The organism is Exiguobacterium sp. H66, assembly GCF_018618705.1.
GTDB lineage: Bacteria > Bacillota > Bacilli > Exiguobacteriales > Exiguobacteriaceae > Exiguobacterium_A > Exiguobacterium_A oxidotolerans.
On the sequence record NZ_JACSMQ010000011.1, the window covers coordinates 40,609 to 54,456 of the forward strand.

21 protein-coding genes are annotated in these 13,848 nt (G+C 47.8%); 20 read left to right on the forward strand and 1 reads right to left on the reverse strand.

From position 1 onward, the window contains the following. The first annotated feature begins 1 nt into the window (after window position 1). The 17 genes from rpmD to rpsI all read left to right on the forward strand — a co-directional run bounded on the left by rpmD (window position 2) and on the right by rpsI (window position 10,544). Window positions 2–187: a 50S ribosomal protein L30 gene (gene rpmD / locus KNP88_RS14575; protein ID WP_012369027.1), complete on the forward strand. Its 186-nt coding sequence runs from the start codon at window positions 2–4 to the stop codon at window positions 185–187. 35 nt (window positions 188–222) lie between these two features. Next, entirely contained in the window at window positions 223–663 is a 441-nt protein-coding gene (gene rplO / locus KNP88_RS14580) for a 50S ribosomal protein L15 (protein WP_029332269.1), read from the forward strand. Further along, window positions 663–1,952, forward strand: a complete 1,290-nt coding sequence (secY, locus tag KNP88_RS14585) for a preprotein translocase subunit SecY (RefSeq protein WP_214894448.1) — start codon at window positions 663–665, stop codon at window positions 1,950–1,952. The genes rplO and secY overlap by 1 nt, the downstream gene beginning before the upstream one ends. A 72-nt stretch (window positions 1,953–2,024) precedes the next feature. Further along, the gene (locus KNP88_RS14590) at window positions 2,025–2,672 is read left to right on the forward strand and encodes an adenylate kinase (protein WP_026834297.1); all 648 of its coding nucleotides are present in this window, start codon (window positions 2,025–2,027) and stop codon (window positions 2,670–2,672) included. Beyond that, the gene (map, locus tag KNP88_RS14595) at window positions 2,672–3,424 is read left to right on the forward strand and encodes a type I methionyl aminopeptidase (protein WP_029332271.1); all 753 of its coding nucleotides are present in this window, start codon (window positions 2,672–2,674) and stop codon (window positions 3,422–3,424) included. Before KNP88_RS14590 ends, map begins: the two co-directional genes overlap by 1 nt. Before the next feature lie 150 nt (window positions 3,425–3,574). After that, on the forward strand, window positions 3,575–3,793 hold the full coding sequence (gene infA, locus KNP88_RS14600; RefSeq protein ID WP_012369032.1) for a translation initiation factor IF-1: 219 nt from the start codon (window positions 3,575–3,577) through the stop codon (window positions 3,791–3,793). Window positions 3,794–3,826: 33 nt separating this feature from the next. Next, window positions 3,827–3,940, forward strand: a complete 114-nt coding sequence (rpmJ, locus tag KNP88_RS14605; protein WP_003156543.1) for a 50S ribosomal protein L36 — start codon at window positions 3,827–3,829, stop codon at window positions 3,938–3,940. Between the two features lie 20 nt (window positions 3,941–3,960). Further along, a complete protein-coding gene (rpsM, locus tag KNP88_RS14610) occupies window positions 3,961–4,326 on the forward strand; it encodes a 30S ribosomal protein S13 (RefSeq protein WP_012369033.1) in 366 nt (121 codons plus the stop codon). A gap of 16 nt (window positions 4,327–4,342) precedes the next feature. Then, complete coding sequence (rpsK, locus tag KNP88_RS14615) at window positions 4,343–4,738, forward strand: 30S ribosomal protein S11 (RefSeq protein ID WP_029332272.1); 396 nt, start codon at window positions 4,343–4,345, stop codon at window positions 4,736–4,738. 137 nt (window positions 4,739–4,875) lie between these two features. Then, window positions 4,876–5,820 carry a DNA-directed RNA polymerase subunit alpha gene (locus KNP88_RS14620; RefSeq protein ID WP_029332273.1) on the forward strand — a complete coding sequence of 315 codons (945 nt, stop codon included), beginning with the start codon at window positions 4,876–4,878 and terminating at the stop codon, window positions 5,818–5,820. A gap of 34 nt (window positions 5,821–5,854) precedes the next feature. After that, window positions 5,855–6,226: a 50S ribosomal protein L17 gene (gene rplQ, locus KNP88_RS14625; protein ID WP_023466649.1), complete on the forward strand. Its 372-nt coding sequence runs from the start codon at window positions 5,855–5,857 to the stop codon at window positions 6,224–6,226. A 95-nt stretch (window positions 6,227–6,321) separates the two neighbouring features. After that, complete coding sequence (locus tag KNP88_RS14630) at window positions 6,322–7,152, forward strand: energy-coupling factor ABC transporter ATP-binding protein (RefSeq protein ID WP_088836010.1); 831 nt, start codon at window positions 6,322–6,324, stop codon at window positions 7,150–7,152. Then, complete coding sequence (locus KNP88_RS14635) at window positions 7,140–7,997, forward strand: energy-coupling factor transporter ATPase (RefSeq protein ID WP_029332275.1); 858 nt, start codon at window positions 7,140–7,142, stop codon at window positions 7,995–7,997. Before KNP88_RS14630 ends, KNP88_RS14635 begins: the two co-directional genes overlap by 13 nt. Further along, entirely contained in the window at window positions 7,994–8,785 is a 792-nt protein-coding gene (locus KNP88_RS14640) for an energy-coupling factor transporter transmembrane component T family protein (protein ID WP_214894451.1), read from the forward strand. The genes KNP88_RS14635 and KNP88_RS14640 overlap by 4 nt, the downstream gene beginning before the upstream one ends. Then, entirely contained in the window at window positions 8,785–9,534 is a 750-nt protein-coding gene (gene truA, locus KNP88_RS14645; protein ID WP_214894453.1) for a tRNA pseudouridine(38-40) synthase TruA, read from the forward strand. Before KNP88_RS14640 ends, truA begins: the two co-directional genes overlap by 1 nt. Before the next feature lie 155 nt (window positions 9,535–9,689). Then, window positions 9,690–10,127 carry a 50S ribosomal protein L13 gene (rplM, locus tag KNP88_RS14650; protein WP_012369041.1) on the forward strand — a complete coding sequence of 146 codons (438 nt, stop codon included), beginning with the start codon at window positions 9,690–9,692 and terminating at the stop codon, window positions 10,125–10,127. A 24-nt stretch (window positions 10,128–10,151) separates the two neighbouring features. Next, window positions 10,152–10,544 (forward strand): 30S ribosomal protein S9, encoded by a 393-nt coding sequence (gene rpsI, locus KNP88_RS14655; protein ID WP_029332278.1) that lies wholly within the window; start codon window positions 10,152–10,154, stop codon window positions 10,542–10,544. Between the two features lie 92 nt (window positions 10,545–10,636). Here the strand turns inward: rpsI and KNP88_RS14660 are convergent, their stop codons facing one another. Beyond that, the gene (locus KNP88_RS14660) at window positions 10,637–10,927 is read right to left on the reverse strand and encodes a hypothetical protein (protein WP_088836012.1); all 291 of its coding nucleotides are present in this window, start codon (window positions 10,925–10,927) and stop codon (window positions 10,637–10,639) included. A 100-nt stretch (window positions 10,928–11,027) separates the two neighbouring features. On the opposite strand from KNP88_RS14660, the gene KNP88_RS14665 reads away from it, so the two are divergent. From KNP88_RS14665 to KNP88_RS14675, 3 genes are all read left to right on the forward strand, one after another. Further along, entirely contained in the window at window positions 11,028–11,660 is a 633-nt protein-coding gene (locus KNP88_RS14665; RefSeq protein WP_214894455.1) for a M15 family metallopeptidase, read from the forward strand. Window positions 11,661–11,851: 191 nt separating this feature from the next. Further along, complete coding sequence (locus KNP88_RS14670) at window positions 11,852–12,883, forward strand: Mrp/NBP35 family ATP-binding protein (RefSeq protein WP_029332281.1); 1,032 nt, start codon at window positions 11,852–11,854, stop codon at window positions 12,881–12,883. A 3-nt stretch (window positions 12,884–12,886) separates the two neighbouring features. Beyond that, window positions 12,887–13,492 carry a KinB-signaling pathway activation protein gene (locus tag KNP88_RS14675; protein WP_214803533.1) on the forward strand — a complete coding sequence of 202 codons (606 nt, stop codon included), beginning with the start codon at window positions 12,887–12,889 and terminating at the stop codon, window positions 13,490–13,492. The last annotated feature ends 356 nt before the right edge of the window (window positions 13,493–13,848 follow it).

Consider the following 13,848-nt stretch of genomic DNA (forward strand, 5'->3'; position numbering starts at 1 on the left):
GATGGCGAAACTCGCAGTTACCCTCACACGCAGCATGATCGGTCGTCCGGAGAACCAACGCGTTACTACTCGTACGCTTGGTCTCCGTAAGATGCACCAAACGGTTGTCGTACCTGACAACGCTGCTATGCGTGGGATGATTAACCACGTGTCACACTTATTGACAGTTAAAGAAATTCAAGAGTAATAGAACGATATAATTTTATGAGGAGGTGCCCCACTATGAAACTCCATGAATTGAAACCAGCTGCTGGTTCACGTTCAGAACGCAACCGTGTAGGTCGCGGTATGTCTTCTGGTAACGGTAAGACTTCTGGCCGTGGTCACAAAGGTCAAAAAGCTCGTTCAGGCGGTGGTGTTCGTCCAGGTTTCGAAGGTGGACAAAACCCACTTTTCCGTCGTTTACCAAAACGCGGCTTCAACAACCCAACTCGTAAAGAGTTCGCGGTTATCAACCTTGACACACTTAACCGTTTTGAAGAAGGAACTGAAGTAACTCCTGAACTTCTTATCGAGACTCGCGCAGTCAAAGGTATGAAAGACGGCGTTAAGATCCTTTCAAACGGCAAGATTGAAAAGAAATTGACTGTAAAAGCTCACAAGTTCTCCGAAGCTGCGAAGCAAGCGATCGAAGCTGCCGGCGGTACGGTTGAGGTGATCTAATGTTTCAAGCGATCTCCAATATGTGGCGCGTAGCCGACATTCGTCGGCGCATTCTGTTTACTCTCGCATTGATTATCGTGTTCCGGATCGGAGCGCATATCCCAGTGCCGATGGTAAACACTGAAGTATTCAAGATTGACGACAACGGTGTTCTCGGCTTCTTGAATTCCTTCGGTGGGAATGCTTTGAAGAATTTCTCACTCTTTGCGATGGGAATCATGCCGTATATCACGGCTTCAATCGTTGTCCAACTCTTACAGATGGACGTTGTTCCAAAGTTTGCCGAATGGGCAAAACAAGGAGAGGCGGGCCGTAAGAAGTTAGCAACGGTAACGCGCTATGGAACGATCGTACTCGGCTTAGTCCAAGCGTTTGGAATCGCGCTTGGATTTAACCGTATCTACCCAGGTCTTGTCGATGAACAATTCGGCACCTGGACGTACGTTATGATTGCACTTGTTTTGACGGCTGGTACAGCGTTCTTGATGTTCCTCGGTGAACTCATCACGGAGAAGGGCATTGGTAACGGGATATCAATGATCATCTTCGCTGGGATTGTCGCAGGCTTCCCGAATGCGTTCCGCCAGATCTACGAAACAAAGCTCCAAAATGCAGGGGATGCTTTGTTCGTCAACGTGCTTTATATCGTACTGTTGCTTTTAATCATCATTGCGGTCATCGTCGGTGTCATCTATGTGCAGCAAGCTGCACGTAAGATTCCGATTCAGTACGCTAAGCGTACGGTGAACCGTGCGCCAGTAGGCGGCCAATCGACACACTTGCCGATGAAGCTGAACGCTGCTGGTGTTATCCCAGTTATCTTCGCGGTGTCGTTCATGGTGACTCCACCAACGGTTGCAAGTTTCTTTGCGAGTCCGGAAACAGCGACGAAAATTCGTGACATCTTCGACTATACGAGTCCAATCGGAATGTCGATTTATGTTGCGTTGATCATCGCGTTCTCGTACTTCTACACATTCGTTCAGGTCAACCCGGAACAAATGGCAGAGAACCTTCAAAAACAAGGCGGGTACATTCCTGGTATCCGTCCTGGTAAGCAAACGGAACAATACATCACGAAGATCCTCTATCGTCTGACATTCTTCGGTTCGCTCTTCCTTGCTGTCATCGCGGTAACGCCAACGTTCTTTATTAAGTTCGCTGGTTTACCGAACTCGGTGCAAATTGGTGGAACAAGCTTGCTGATTGTCATCGGTGTAGGTCTTGAGACGATGAAACAGATTGAAAGTCAACTGGTTAAACGACACTACAAAGGCTTTATCCGATAAGGCGGGAGGAAGGGGACCATCCCTTTCCTTTCTGTTGTGTCTATAGAGTCTATAGAAGTGGAGGCTACCGACATGAATCTTGTATTGATGGGCTTGCCGGGTGCTGGAAAAGGGACGCAGGCTGCGAAAATTATCGAAGACTACGCCATTCCACACATCTCGACAGGCGACATGTTCCGCGCGGCGATCAAAGATCAAACACCGCTCGGGCAGGAAGCGAAATCGTACATGGATAAAGGGGAACTCGTTCCGGATGAAGTCACAATCGGCATCGTACGTGAACGTCTCGCCAAAGAAGACTGTGCAAATGGTTTTCTTCTTGACGGTTTCCCACGCACAGTGAAACAAGCAGATGCTCTTGAAGCATTACTTGCGGATCTTAACAAACAAATCGATCACGTCATTCACATCGGTGTCAACCCGGAGAAACTTGTCCCTCGTTTGACAGGCCGCCGGATTTGCCCGACATGTGGAGCAACGTATCACGTCATCTATAACCCACCAAAAGTGGAAGGTGTCTGTGATATCGACGGATCAGCACTTGTTCAACGTGAAGATGATCAAGAAGAAACGGTTCGCCGTCGTCTTGAAGTCAACGTCGCGCAAGCGCAACCTTTGATTGACTTTTACGCTGAAAAAGGGTATCTTCGTAATTTGGACGGTGATCGTCCGATTAATGAAGTTTACTCCGATGTTCAAGCACTTCTTGGTGGTCAGTAATGATCATTACGAAAGCGCCGCGTGAAATCGACATTATGCGTAAGGCAGGACAAATCGTCGCTCGGACGCATAAGGAGCTTAAAGCTCACATTCGTCCAGGCATCACGACGGGGCAACTCGACGCGATCGCTGAACGTTATATTCGAAGTCAAGGGGCAACACCATCGTTTAAAGGTTATAATGGGTTTACTGGTAGCATCTGCGCATCAGTAAATGAAGAACTTGTCCATGGTATTCCGGGTGACCGCGTACTCCACGATGGAGACATCATCTCGATTGATATCGGGGCGGAGTATAATGGATATCACGGAGATTCAGCCTGGACATATCCGGTCGGTACAATCTCTGAAGAGACAAAGCAGTTACTTGACGTAACTGAAGAATCTCTGTATAAAGGATTGGAGCGCGCCAAAGCTGGTGTGCACCTGACAGATATTTCGCATGCGATTCAGTCACATGTCGAAGCAGCGAATTTTTCTGTAGTCCGCGAATATGTGGGCCACGGCGTGGGACAAAATTTGCATGAAGATCCGCAAATCCCACATTATGGACCACCGGGGAAAGGGCCGCGCCTGAAAACCGGCATGACACTGGCGATTGAGCCAATGGTCAACGTCGGGAAACGCTATGTTCGCACACTATCCGACAATTGGACGGTAGTGACAGTGGACGGTAGCATGTGCGCCCACTTTGAGCACACCATCGCCATCACAGACGACGGCTACGAGATCTTAACGGTCGATGCAGAGTGAGCTGTGCGCGTTATTGGTGTCACCTTTCTATAAGCCGCTATCCACTCGTGTTTGTGACCGATGATCTCTCAACGGCTACTGTAGAAAGCCCCTAAGCGCTACAAATCGTCTGGGCTCCCAATCAACTTTATAGAGAAAGGGGTATAATTGATGGCGAAACAAGATGTAATCGAAGTGGAAGGTACGGTTATCGAACCACTTCCAAATGCGATGTTTAAGGTGGAGTTAGAAAACGGCCACACGGTCCTCGCGCACGTCTCAGGAAAAATTCGGATGCACTTCATTCGGATCTTACCAGGAGATAAAGTAACAGTTGAGTTGTCACCATACGACTTAACTCGCGGACGGATCACATACCGTTTCAAATAAAAACTCCGATTTTTTCAGGAGGAGGTATTCACAATGAAAGTAAGACCTTCGGTTAAACCGATCTGTGAAAAGTGTAAAGTTATCCGCCGTAAAGGCAAAGTAATGGTTATTTGCGAAAACCCTAAGCATAAACAAAAACAAGGGTAATTAAACAAGGAGGTGCACACATGGCACGTATTGCTGGTGTAGATATTCCACGTGAGAAACGCATCGTTATCTCACTCACTTACATCTATGGTGTTGGTAAAACGACTGCTCAGAAAGTCTTGAAAGAAGCTGGTATCTCTGAAGATACTCGTACTCGTGAATTGACTGAAGAACAACTCAACCAACTTCGTGATGGTTTAGATAAAGTAAAAGTTGAGGGTGACCTTCGTCGTGAAATCTCACTCAACATCAAACGTTTGATCGAAATCGGTTGCTACCGTGGTGTTCGTCACCGTCGTGGTCTTCCAGTTCGTGGTCAAAACACTAAAAACAACTCGCGTACTCGTAAAGGCCCACGCCGTACAGTAGCGAACAAGAAGAAGTAAGGGAGGGTAAACTAATATGGCAAAACGTAAACAGAACGTTCGTAGTAAACGTAAAGTCAAAAAGAATATTGAGTCTGGTATCGTGCATATCCGTTCAACATTCAACAACACAATCGTTACGATCACTGATGTGCAAGGGAATGCAATCTCTTGGGCAACTGCAGGTAACATGGGCTTCAAAGGCTCACGTAAATCGACTCCATTCGCAGCACAACTTGCTTCTGAAACAGCTGCAAAAACTGCAATGGACAACGGTATGCGTACTGTAGAAGTCAACGTTAAAGGTCCTGGTGCAGGTCGTGAAGCTGCTATCCGTGCGCTTCAAGCAATCGGTCTCGAAGTTACAGCAATCCGTGACGTAACTCCAGTTCCACACAACGGTTGCCGCCCTCCAAAACGTCGTCGCGTGTAACCCGTCTTGTACTGCAAAGCGGGAAATCGAGTAGACTTTTGTTGATCGTTTGACCAAATCAAGCAGTAGACACGTACACGAGACGGTTGGCGATTGAACGCGATGGCCAACAGGACGATATTCAAGGAGGGGTTCAGATGATCGAAATCGAAAAACCGAAGATTGAAACGGTCGAATTAAGCGAAAACGCTACGTTTGGTAAATTCGTAGTAGAACCGCTTGAGCGTGGATTCGGTACAACGCTTGGTAACTCATTGCGTCGTATCCTATTATCTTCACTTCCGGGTGCTGCAGTCACTGCAGTCCAAATCGATGGCGTTCTTCATGAGTTCTCGACGATTGATGGCGTTGTAGAAGACGTTACCCAAATCATCTTGAACCTTAAGAAACTCGCCCTCAAAGTTTACTCGGAAGAAGAGAAAACACTTGAGATCGATATTCAAGGCGCTGGCGTTGTTACTGCGGCAAACATTACGCATGACAGCGACGTCGAAATCCTCAACCCAGAACTTCACATTGCAACACTTGCAGAAGGTGCATCACTTCATATGCGTCTGACAGCTCGTCGCGGTCGTGGGTATGTTCAGGCTGAAGATAACAAACGGGACGATATGCCAATCGGTGTGATCCCAATTGATTCGATTTACACGCCAATTCAACGTGTAAACTATCAAGTTGAAAAAACACGTGTCGGTCAAGATGCGAGCTTCGATAAATTGACGCTTGATGTTTGGACGGACGGTTCAATCCGCCCTGAAGAAGCAGTGTCACTCGGTGCGAAAATCATGACAGAACACTTAAACATCTTTGTTGGTCTTACGGACGAAGCGCTCCATGCCGAAATCATGGTCGAAAAGGAAGAAGATCAAAAAGAAAAAGTACTTGAAATGACGATCGAAGAACTCGATCTTTCAGTTCGTTCGTACAACTGTTTGAAACGCGCTGGTATCAATACGGTTCAAGAACTCGCGAATAAGAGCGAAGACGAGATGATGAAAGTTCGTAACCTCGGACGTAAATCACTCGAAGAAGTTCAAGCGAAGCTCGACGAACTCGGACTTGGTTTGCGTAAAGAAGACTAAAAACTATTAATTGCACGAAGGAGGGAATCCATCCATGGCATACTCGAAATTAGGCCGTACAAGCTCACAACGTAAGGCACTTTTGCGTGACCTTGCGACTGATCTCATCATCAATGAGCGTATCCAAACTACAGAACAAAAAGCGAAGGAACTTCGTCCAGTCGTTGAGAAACTCATCACTTTAGGTAAACGCGGTGATCTCCACGCTCGTCGTCAAGTTGCATCGTTCGTTCGCCGTGAAGCTGCTGGTCAAAACGCAGAGGGCAAAGCACAAGACGCGATTCAAAAATTATTCGCTGATGTTGCTCCACGTTTTGCTGAGCGTCAAGGTGGTTACACACGCATCATGAAAATGGGACCACGTCGTGGTGACGGCGCAGAAATGGTCATCATCGAACTCGTTTAATTTTTAAATGATTCGTTATAAAAGGGCAGTGCGTAACTCGCTTCTGCCCTTTTGTTACAAATGGAATTAATTGATTTGATGAAGGAGGAGTAGACATGACGAAGCTAATTGAACTGGATCACGTTACGTATCGGTATCCAGAACAGGAACAAGCTGCGTTACAAGATGTCTCTCTGACGATTCATTCTGGTGAATGGGTCGCCATCGTTGGACACAACGGCTCTGGAAAATCAACGCTGACTAAATTGTTTAATGGCTTGTTGCTTCCTGAATCAGGAACGGTGACCGTAGGCGAGACATTCTCGAGTGCGAATCCGGAGCAACTATGGGAGATGCGCCGGGCAATCGGCATCGTCTTTCAAAATCCAGATAATCAATTTGTTGGCACGACCGTGCGCGACGACGTGGCATTTGCCCTTGAAAATTGGGGCGTGCCACGCGAGGAAATGGTTCGTCGTATTGACGACAGTCTAGCGCGCGTTGGCCTTACGGATTTTGTTGATCGGGAACCCCATCAACTATCCGGCGGACAGAAGCAGCGTGTCGCAATTGCTTCGGCACTTGCGATGCGCCCTGATGTTCTCGTGCTTGATGAAGCAACATCGATGCTTGATCCACTCGCACGTGAAGAGGTTATGTCGACCGTTCAAGAATTATATGAACGACATCCGATGGCGGTAGTCGCCATTACACATGAATTAGACGAGGTCTTACAGGCCAGTCGTGTCATCGTGATGGATGCCGGGAAAATCGTATTAGAAGGTACACCTCAACAAGTCTTTGCGAAATCGGCGTTTCTCCAAGAAATCGGTCTCGATGTTCCTTTCATCGTTCGAGTTCAGGAGCAATTGCGGGCGCGAGGTCTCTCGTATGGGGACACGATACTAGATGAAAGTGAATTGGTGAACCGCTTATGCCAATCCTAATCCAGGAATTGAACTATACGTACCAACTTAATAGTCCGTTCGAACGAGTCGCGCTGCGTGATGTGAATCTTGAGATTCCGTCAGGGGCGCTTGTTGCGTTTGTAGGGCACACTGGGTCTGGGAAGTCGACGCTCGTCCAGCACATCAACGGATTGCTGAAACCGACGAGAGGAAAAGTCCAAGTCGATGACATCATCATTGAACCAAAACGAAAACAAGATTTAAAGGCACTACGAAAACGTGTCGGTCTCGTCTTTCAGTATCCTGAGTACCAGCTGTTTGAAGAAACAGTCTTAAAGGATGTCATGTTCGGTCCAATGAACTTCGGGCATGAGCAGGAAGAGGCGGAACGGCTTGCAAAAGAGGCATTACGCACAGTAGGGCTAGACGAAGTCTTCTGGTCCCGATCGCCGTTTGACTTGTCTGGTGGGCAAATGAGGCGTGTTGCGATCGCAGGCGTACTCGCTAGTCAACCAGACGTGTTGATCGTCGACGAACCGACCGCTGGACTCGATCCGCAAGGACGTAAGCAAATGCTGAGTCTTTTCGCCCGACTTCATGCGGAAACGGGTTTGACATTACTCTTGATCACGCATGATATGGATCAAGTGCTCGAATATACGAATCGTGTCGTCGTCATGGAGCATGGACAAGTCGCGTATGATGGAGAGCCGATCGGATTATTCCAACAGGCGGAGCTGCTGAAGCAGTTCCATCTTGATCTTCCGCACGTCTTAGCACTTGCCTGGCCGGTGGCAGACCGACTCGGACTTTCGCGTCCGAACTTACGAACGGAACCGGAAGTCGTGGATTGGATTCTACAGGTACAGGGGGGACGTATATGATCGTCGGACAACATATTCCGGGTACGTCCTATCTTCATCGTTCTTCTGCGCTTGCAAAAATTATTTTTGCATTTTGTTTCATCCCGCTCGTGTTCCTCGCGAACAATGCAGCGACGAACATTTTTTTACTCATCTTTACGTTTTTAGCGTTAGCGAGTAGTAAATTGCCACTCCGCTACGTCTTGAAGGGCTTACGTCCGATTCTTTTCCTAATCGTCTTCACCTTCGTCGTTCAACTGTTCTTTACGCGGGAAGGAACCGTCTTGTTCGAATTTGGATGGTTGAAAATTTATTCGGAAGGTCTGCGTCTCGCCATCATCGTCTCGCTCCGCTTCTTCTATTTGGTCTCGATCACGACACTCGTCACCTTGACGACGTCACCAATCGAGCTGACAGATGCAATCGAGTTGCTTTTGAAGCCATTCAAGGTCGTCCGCGTTCCGACGCATGAGATTGCCTTGATGCTCTCGATTTCGCTGCGGTTCTTACCGACACTGGCAGAAGAGACGGAGAAGATCATGAAAGCACAGCAGGCACGTGGTGTTGATTTAGCGGCAGGACCGATTAAAGAGCGTCTGCGGGCAATCATCCCACTTTTGATTCCATTGTTCATCTCGGCCTTTAAGCGGGCAGAGGACCTCGCGATTGCGATGGAAGCGCGCGGCTACCGTGGGGGAGAAGGACGGACGCGTCTCCGGGAATCGAAATGGACGGCACGTGATACCGGTTTGATGGGTCTCCTCGTCGTCGTCGCGCTCCTGCTTGTTTACTTACGGGGAGGTTTCTGATGCGACGTTTTAAATGTACGATTCAATATGACGGGACGGGTTACTCTGGTTACCAAGTCCAACCGAATGGTGTAACGATCCAGGAGGTCGTCGAGGAGACGCTTGCGCGCATGCACAAGCACCCGGTCAAGGTGATTGGATCAGGGCGTACAGACGCTCGTGTGCACGCACAGGGGCAAGTTATCCATTTCGATACGGAACTTGCGATTGCGCCGGACAGCATGGTCAAGGCCTTAAATACGTTATTACCGGACGATATTCGTGTCCGGGACTGTAAAGAGGTCGCTTCTGACTTCGAAGCAAGGTATGATGTAGTGGGGAAAGAGTACCGGTACTTCGTACGCCGGACCGAAGATGCGTTTCGACGTCATCAATCGGTATTGATTCCGTACGCGCTTGATCTCGACGTGATGCGTCAAGCGATGACGTATTTAGTCGGCACCCATGATTTCAGTTCGTTTTGTGTCGCGAAGACGGAAACGGATAATCGGATCCGGACGATTTATGAAGCGGAGTTGATTGAGTACGGGGAAGAGATGATCTTTCGGTTTAAAGGAAGTGGTTTTCTCTATAATCAGATTCGTATCATGGTCGGGACTTTGTTTGATGTCGGACGCGGACGTTTTGCCGCTACGGACATCAAGAAGATGCTTGCCGCGAAGGATCGAAACGTCGCTGGTGTGACGGCACCACCGCACGGGTTGTACCTTTGGGAAGTTTTCTACCCAGAGTCTAAAAAAGGCATTTGACATTAGCCGCTAAAAAACATACAATGTTTATTGGCATTTCATTTATTATGAAACCACAATCTTAGCCCCGTACACCTAAGATTCTGATAGATTCACACAGTGAATAAATGAAAAATCAAAAAAGAAACTTTTAAATTCCTTAGGAGGTATTTTACATGCGCACAACTTTCATGGCGAAAGCTACTGATGTAGAACGCAAATGGCTCCTTATCGACGCAGAAGGCAAAACACTCGGTCGTCTTTCGAGCGAAGTGGCTTCACTTCTCCGCGGTAAGCACAAACCTACGTTCACACCACACGTTGACTGTGGGGATCACGTTATCCTCATCAACGTTGAGAAAATCGTATTAACTGGTAACAAACTCGACAAAAAGGTCTACTACCGTCACTCTGGTCATCCAGGCGGCTTGAAGCAGACTGTCGCACGCGACTTACTCGCTAACAAACCTGAGCGTATGCTTGAACTCGCGATCAAAGGGATGCTTCCAAAAGGTAGCCTCGGTCGTCAAATGTTCAACAAACTCCACGTTTACGCTGGAGATACTCATAAGCAAGAAGCACAACAACCAGAAGTTTACGAACTTCGCGGTTAATACGAATTTAGGAGGAACTACACGATGGCAGATGTACGTTACTACGGCACTGGTCGCCGTAAACACGCGGCAGCTCGCGTTTTCCTCGTTGCTGGAGACGGTAAAGTCACAGTTAACGGGCGCGATATCAGCGAATACTTCGGTTATGAAACTTTAATCATGACTGCAAAAGAACCACTCGTAATCACAGAAACAGAAGGTAAATACGATATCATGGTAACGGTCAAAGGCGGCGGCTTCACTGGTCAAGCAGGCGCTATCCGTCACGGTATCTCACGTGCACTTCTTCAAGCGGATCCAGATTTCCGTGGAACACTCAAAGCTAAAGGCTTCTTAACACGCGATGCTCGTATGAAAGAACGTAAAAAATACGGTCTTAAAGCAGCACGTCGTGCGCCTCAGTTCTCAAAACGTTAATCGTTTTATCTCTCATCCTTACGGATGGGAGATTTTTTTATGCCAAAAGACCGCTCTCTAATTAAAAAAGCGGTCAAGCAACTGTCTGCCGTTCAAAACGTACGTCGTCGTATTGTTCGGATGAGGAATAAGAGTGCTGTGAGAGCAACAAACGTCAGCGGGATACTCCAGAGGAACAGATGCTGTAAAAATGCAAGAGGATCATTCGCCGTCTGTGAACCGACTGTACCGGTAAAAGACGTCTCCTGACTTAACACCGTGCTGTTTTCAGGGAGAGCGGGTTGATAAGCTACATTTGCTTCATGCCCTGCATAAAAGTAAATCGCATAGCCGATATGTAAGAAGACTGTGATGACGCTTGCGAAGACTAACATTTTTTTCATCAAAAAACTCCTTTTTCCGAATGCTTGGTGAGGATAAGTCCATCGTTAAGTATACCGGATTCTGTTTTCGGGAACAGAGGAGAAAGGAGTGTGGTGAAAGATGACACTATCAGTCAATTGGTTGCTCGAACGAGCCAATCGAAAACTGAATGTTCCCGGACTCTCGCCGGAAGTCGCCCGAAAGACACGCCAAGTCATCCGGGAACTCTATGTCAAAGGAATTTATGTCGGAGTGGCCCAAGGCTTCCGTTCCTATGCCGAGCAGGAGAAATTCTATGCGCAAGGACGAACGACGCCGGGAGCGATTGTCACGCATGCCCGTGGAGGACAATCAAATCATAACCGCGGGATTGCCGTTGATCTGTTTCAATACTCCATGGACGGAACGGAAGCGATCTTTAATACCGATGCCAACTTTCAACAAATCGTCCAGGCAATGAAAGAGCAAGGCTTTTCTTGGGGCGGTGATTGGGTGACGTTTCAGGATTACCCTCACTTTGAACTATTGAAGGCAACGACGGATGTTCTCGTCCCGTATCCGGGGCGTCCACTGTACCGGGGGGCGATCGGGATGAATGAACGTGACATCGAGCGAATCCAGCGCGCTGTGAAGGCACCCGTGACAAAACGGTTTGACGAGACGACGGCACGGCAAGTGAGAGCCTATCAAGTACGGCAAGGGCTTGCGGTTGACGGTGTCGTCGGACCAGCGACCTGGAATCGAATGTTTTAATGAAATGACTACTGTTCTTTCTGCGGGTACGCCGAAGGAGAGTAGTCTTTTCGATCATAAAGCGAGTCGTCTTTCGCTGAGTACGAAAACTTCAGGAAATATTCTCCTTTCCGAGTCGAAATGTGCAAGCGCTATCTTATTTTTGTTATACTGAAATGGAATAAATCGAACGTTCTCAGGGGGAAGGCACTATGTTGAATGAACAAGAAATTCGCGAGGTAGTCGGACAGTTAATTGATCCGACGATCGAACGCTCGCTTGCAGATACGAACGGGATTCGTGATGTCCGAATCAAAGGAGACTACGTCAGCCTGAAAATCGCACTTGCGCAAGCAGGTTCAGGTGAACAGTTGACGTTACAACAAGAAATCGTTAAAGAGTTAAAAGAAAAAGGCTTCAAGACGGTCGGACTTCGTTTCGAGGCACTCGGCGATCACGGGATTCAGGCAGCGACGACACCATCGATTCTTAAACCGGAGTCAGGGACGACGTTCATCGCGATCGCTTCTGGTAAAGGGGGCGTCGGAAAATCGACGGTTTCCGTCAACCTCGCAGTTGCCCTTGCACGGGCAGGTAAAAAAGTCGGTTTGATCGACGCGGATATCTATGGTTTTAGTGTTCCGGATATGATGGGAATTGAAACACGACCGACCGTCGTCAATGACCGGATCATTCCGCCAGAGCGGTTTGGCGTAAAAGTCATCTCGATGGGCTTCTTCGTCGAAGACAATGCACCCGTCATCTGGCGTGGACCGATGCTCGGGAAGATGCTCAATAACTTCTTCTCGGATGTTGAGTGGGGCGATCTTGATTACCTCTTGCTCGATTTGCCGCCAGGAACGGGTGACGTCGCACTTGATATTCACTCGATGCTCCCAAGCTGTCAGGAATTGATTGTCACGACACCACATGCGACAGCGGCATTCGTTGCAGCTCGTGCCGGTGCGATGGCGATTAAGACGAACCACCGTTTGCTCGGTATCATCGAAAATATGGCGTACTTCGAAAGCAAGGTAACTGGTGAAAAAGAGTATGTCTTCGGATCAGGTGGCGGAGAGAAGTTGTCAGAAGCGCTAAAAACAGATATTCTAGCTAAGATTCCACTTGGACAACCATATGCGAATGAATCGGACTTTGCACCATCGATTTATCGCGATGACCATCCATTTGAAACACACTATAATGAACTCGCAGCGCGTGTCATCGAAAAAGTAGAGGGATAATACATGAAGATTAAAGGATTTTTGAAGCTGTTCTGGATGACGCTCCTAATTGGGACGCTAGCCGGCTTCGTGTTTAACCTTGTCGCTGAACCAGGGTACGTCCGCAATCAATCGATTAGCGGATACATTACGGCCTTGGCATACAGTAGTACATGGACGGCGATCAGCCTGATGGGCTTTTTCTCTTATTTGATTTTGCACCGGGTCGGACTTGATCTGTTCCGCGGCGCAAAGTTATGGAATCGGGTTCAGGTCGTTTTGATTGCCTTCGCCTTGTTTGACGGCGTCTACTTGCGTGGACTTGCGTTCGGATTCGATAAGACAAGCCTCTATATTGGTGAAATGGTTGTCTTATTGTTCGTCGCGTTTCTCGTCGCGCGTACGAAAGCCCGTGAAACAAATTTCACTGCTTTCATCCCGACGTTATTCTTAATGACGGTCATCACGTTGATTGAATGGGTACCAGCTCTTCAGGCAACGCAAGACAAGCGGATGCTTTGGGCGGCACTGGCGACACTCTTGGTTTGTAATGCGTATCAAATCCTGATGTTGCATCGCCTGCAAGAAAAGCCTGCTCCAGCGAAAGTACAGTCGCAAAAACAGGCATAAGAAAAGGACTCGAGGGATGGTTGTTCTGACCTATTCCATCGAGTCCATCTTTTTTAAAAGTTTTTTTAGAAAAACAGTTGACGTGAAAAACAAGAGTTGATATATTAATACATGTCGCTGAGGCACACACCGAAAGCGAGCGTCATACAACGAAAAAAACTTATAAAAAGTAATTGACACCAGTTAATACTTTACTGTAAGATTTAAAAGTCGTCAAATGACATATCGGACTTTGAAAACTGAACGATGAGGCAAAAAACGTATCTTCGGATACAAACAATGAATGAAGCGCAAGCTTCGTCAACGTGACTTTTAGTCACACAAACGAGCAAGTCAAACACTTTATGGAGAGTTTG

Coding starts and splice junctions, on each gene's coding strand:
- rpmD (WP_012369027.1), top strand. CDS start 2: ATGGCGAAACTCGCAGTTACCCTCACACGCAGCATGATCGGTCGTCCG.
- rplO (WP_029332269.1), top strand. CDS start 223: ATGAAACTCCATGAATTGAAACCAGCTGCTGGTTCACGTTCAGAACGC.
- secY (WP_214894448.1), top strand. CDS start 663: ATGTTTCAAGCGATCTCCAATATGTGGCGCGTAGCCGACATTCGTCGG.
- KNP88_RS14590 (WP_026834297.1), top strand. CDS start 2,025: ATGAATCTTGTATTGATGGGCTTGCCGGGTGCTGGAAAAGGGACGCAG.
- map (WP_029332271.1), top strand. CDS start 2,672: ATGATCATTACGAAAGCGCCGCGTGAAATCGACATTATGCGTAAGGCA.
- infA (WP_012369032.1), top strand. CDS start 3,575: ATGGCGAAACAAGATGTAATCGAAGTGGAAGGTACGGTTATCGAACCA.
- rpmJ (WP_003156543.1), top strand. CDS start 3,827: ATGAAAGTAAGACCTTCGGTTAAACCGATCTGTGAAAAGTGTAAAGTT.
- rpsM (WP_012369033.1), top strand. CDS start 3,961: ATGGCACGTATTGCTGGTGTAGATATTCCACGTGAGAAACGCATCGTT.
- rpsK (WP_029332272.1), top strand. CDS start 4,343: ATGGCAAAACGTAAACAGAACGTTCGTAGTAAACGTAAAGTCAAAAAG.
- KNP88_RS14620 (WP_029332273.1), top strand. CDS start 4,876: ATGATCGAAATCGAAAAACCGAAGATTGAAACGGTCGAATTAAGCGAA.
- rplQ (WP_023466649.1), top strand. CDS start 5,855: ATGGCATACTCGAAATTAGGCCGTACAAGCTCACAACGTAAGGCACTT.
- KNP88_RS14630 (WP_088836010.1), top strand. CDS start 6,322: ATGACGAAGCTAATTGAACTGGATCACGTTACGTATCGGTATCCAGAA.
- KNP88_RS14635 (WP_029332275.1), top strand. CDS start 7,140: ATGCCAATCCTAATCCAGGAATTGAACTATACGTACCAACTTAATAGT.
- KNP88_RS14640 (WP_214894451.1), top strand. CDS start 7,994: ATGATCGTCGGACAACATATTCCGGGTACGTCCTATCTTCATCGTTCT.
- truA (WP_214894453.1), top strand. CDS start 8,785: ATGCGACGTTTTAAATGTACGATTCAATATGACGGGACGGGTTACTCT.
- rplM (WP_012369041.1), top strand. CDS start 9,690: ATGCGCACAACTTTCATGGCGAAAGCTACTGATGTAGAACGCAAATGG.
- rpsI (WP_029332278.1), top strand. CDS start 10,152: ATGGCAGATGTACGTTACTACGGCACTGGTCGCCGTAAACACGCGGCA.
- KNP88_RS14660 (WP_088836012.1), bottom strand. CDS start 10,927: ATGAAAAAAATGTTAGTCTTCGCAAGCGTCATCACAGTCTTCTTACAT.
- KNP88_RS14665 (WP_214894455.1), top strand. CDS start 11,028: ATGACACTATCAGTCAATTGGTTGCTCGAACGAGCCAATCGAAAACTG.
- KNP88_RS14670 (WP_029332281.1), top strand. CDS start 11,852: ATGTTGAATGAACAAGAAATTCGCGAGGTAGTCGGACAGTTAATTGAT.
- KNP88_RS14675 (WP_214803533.1), top strand. CDS start 12,887: ATGAAGATTAAAGGATTTTTGAAGCTGTTCTGGATGACGCTCCTAATT.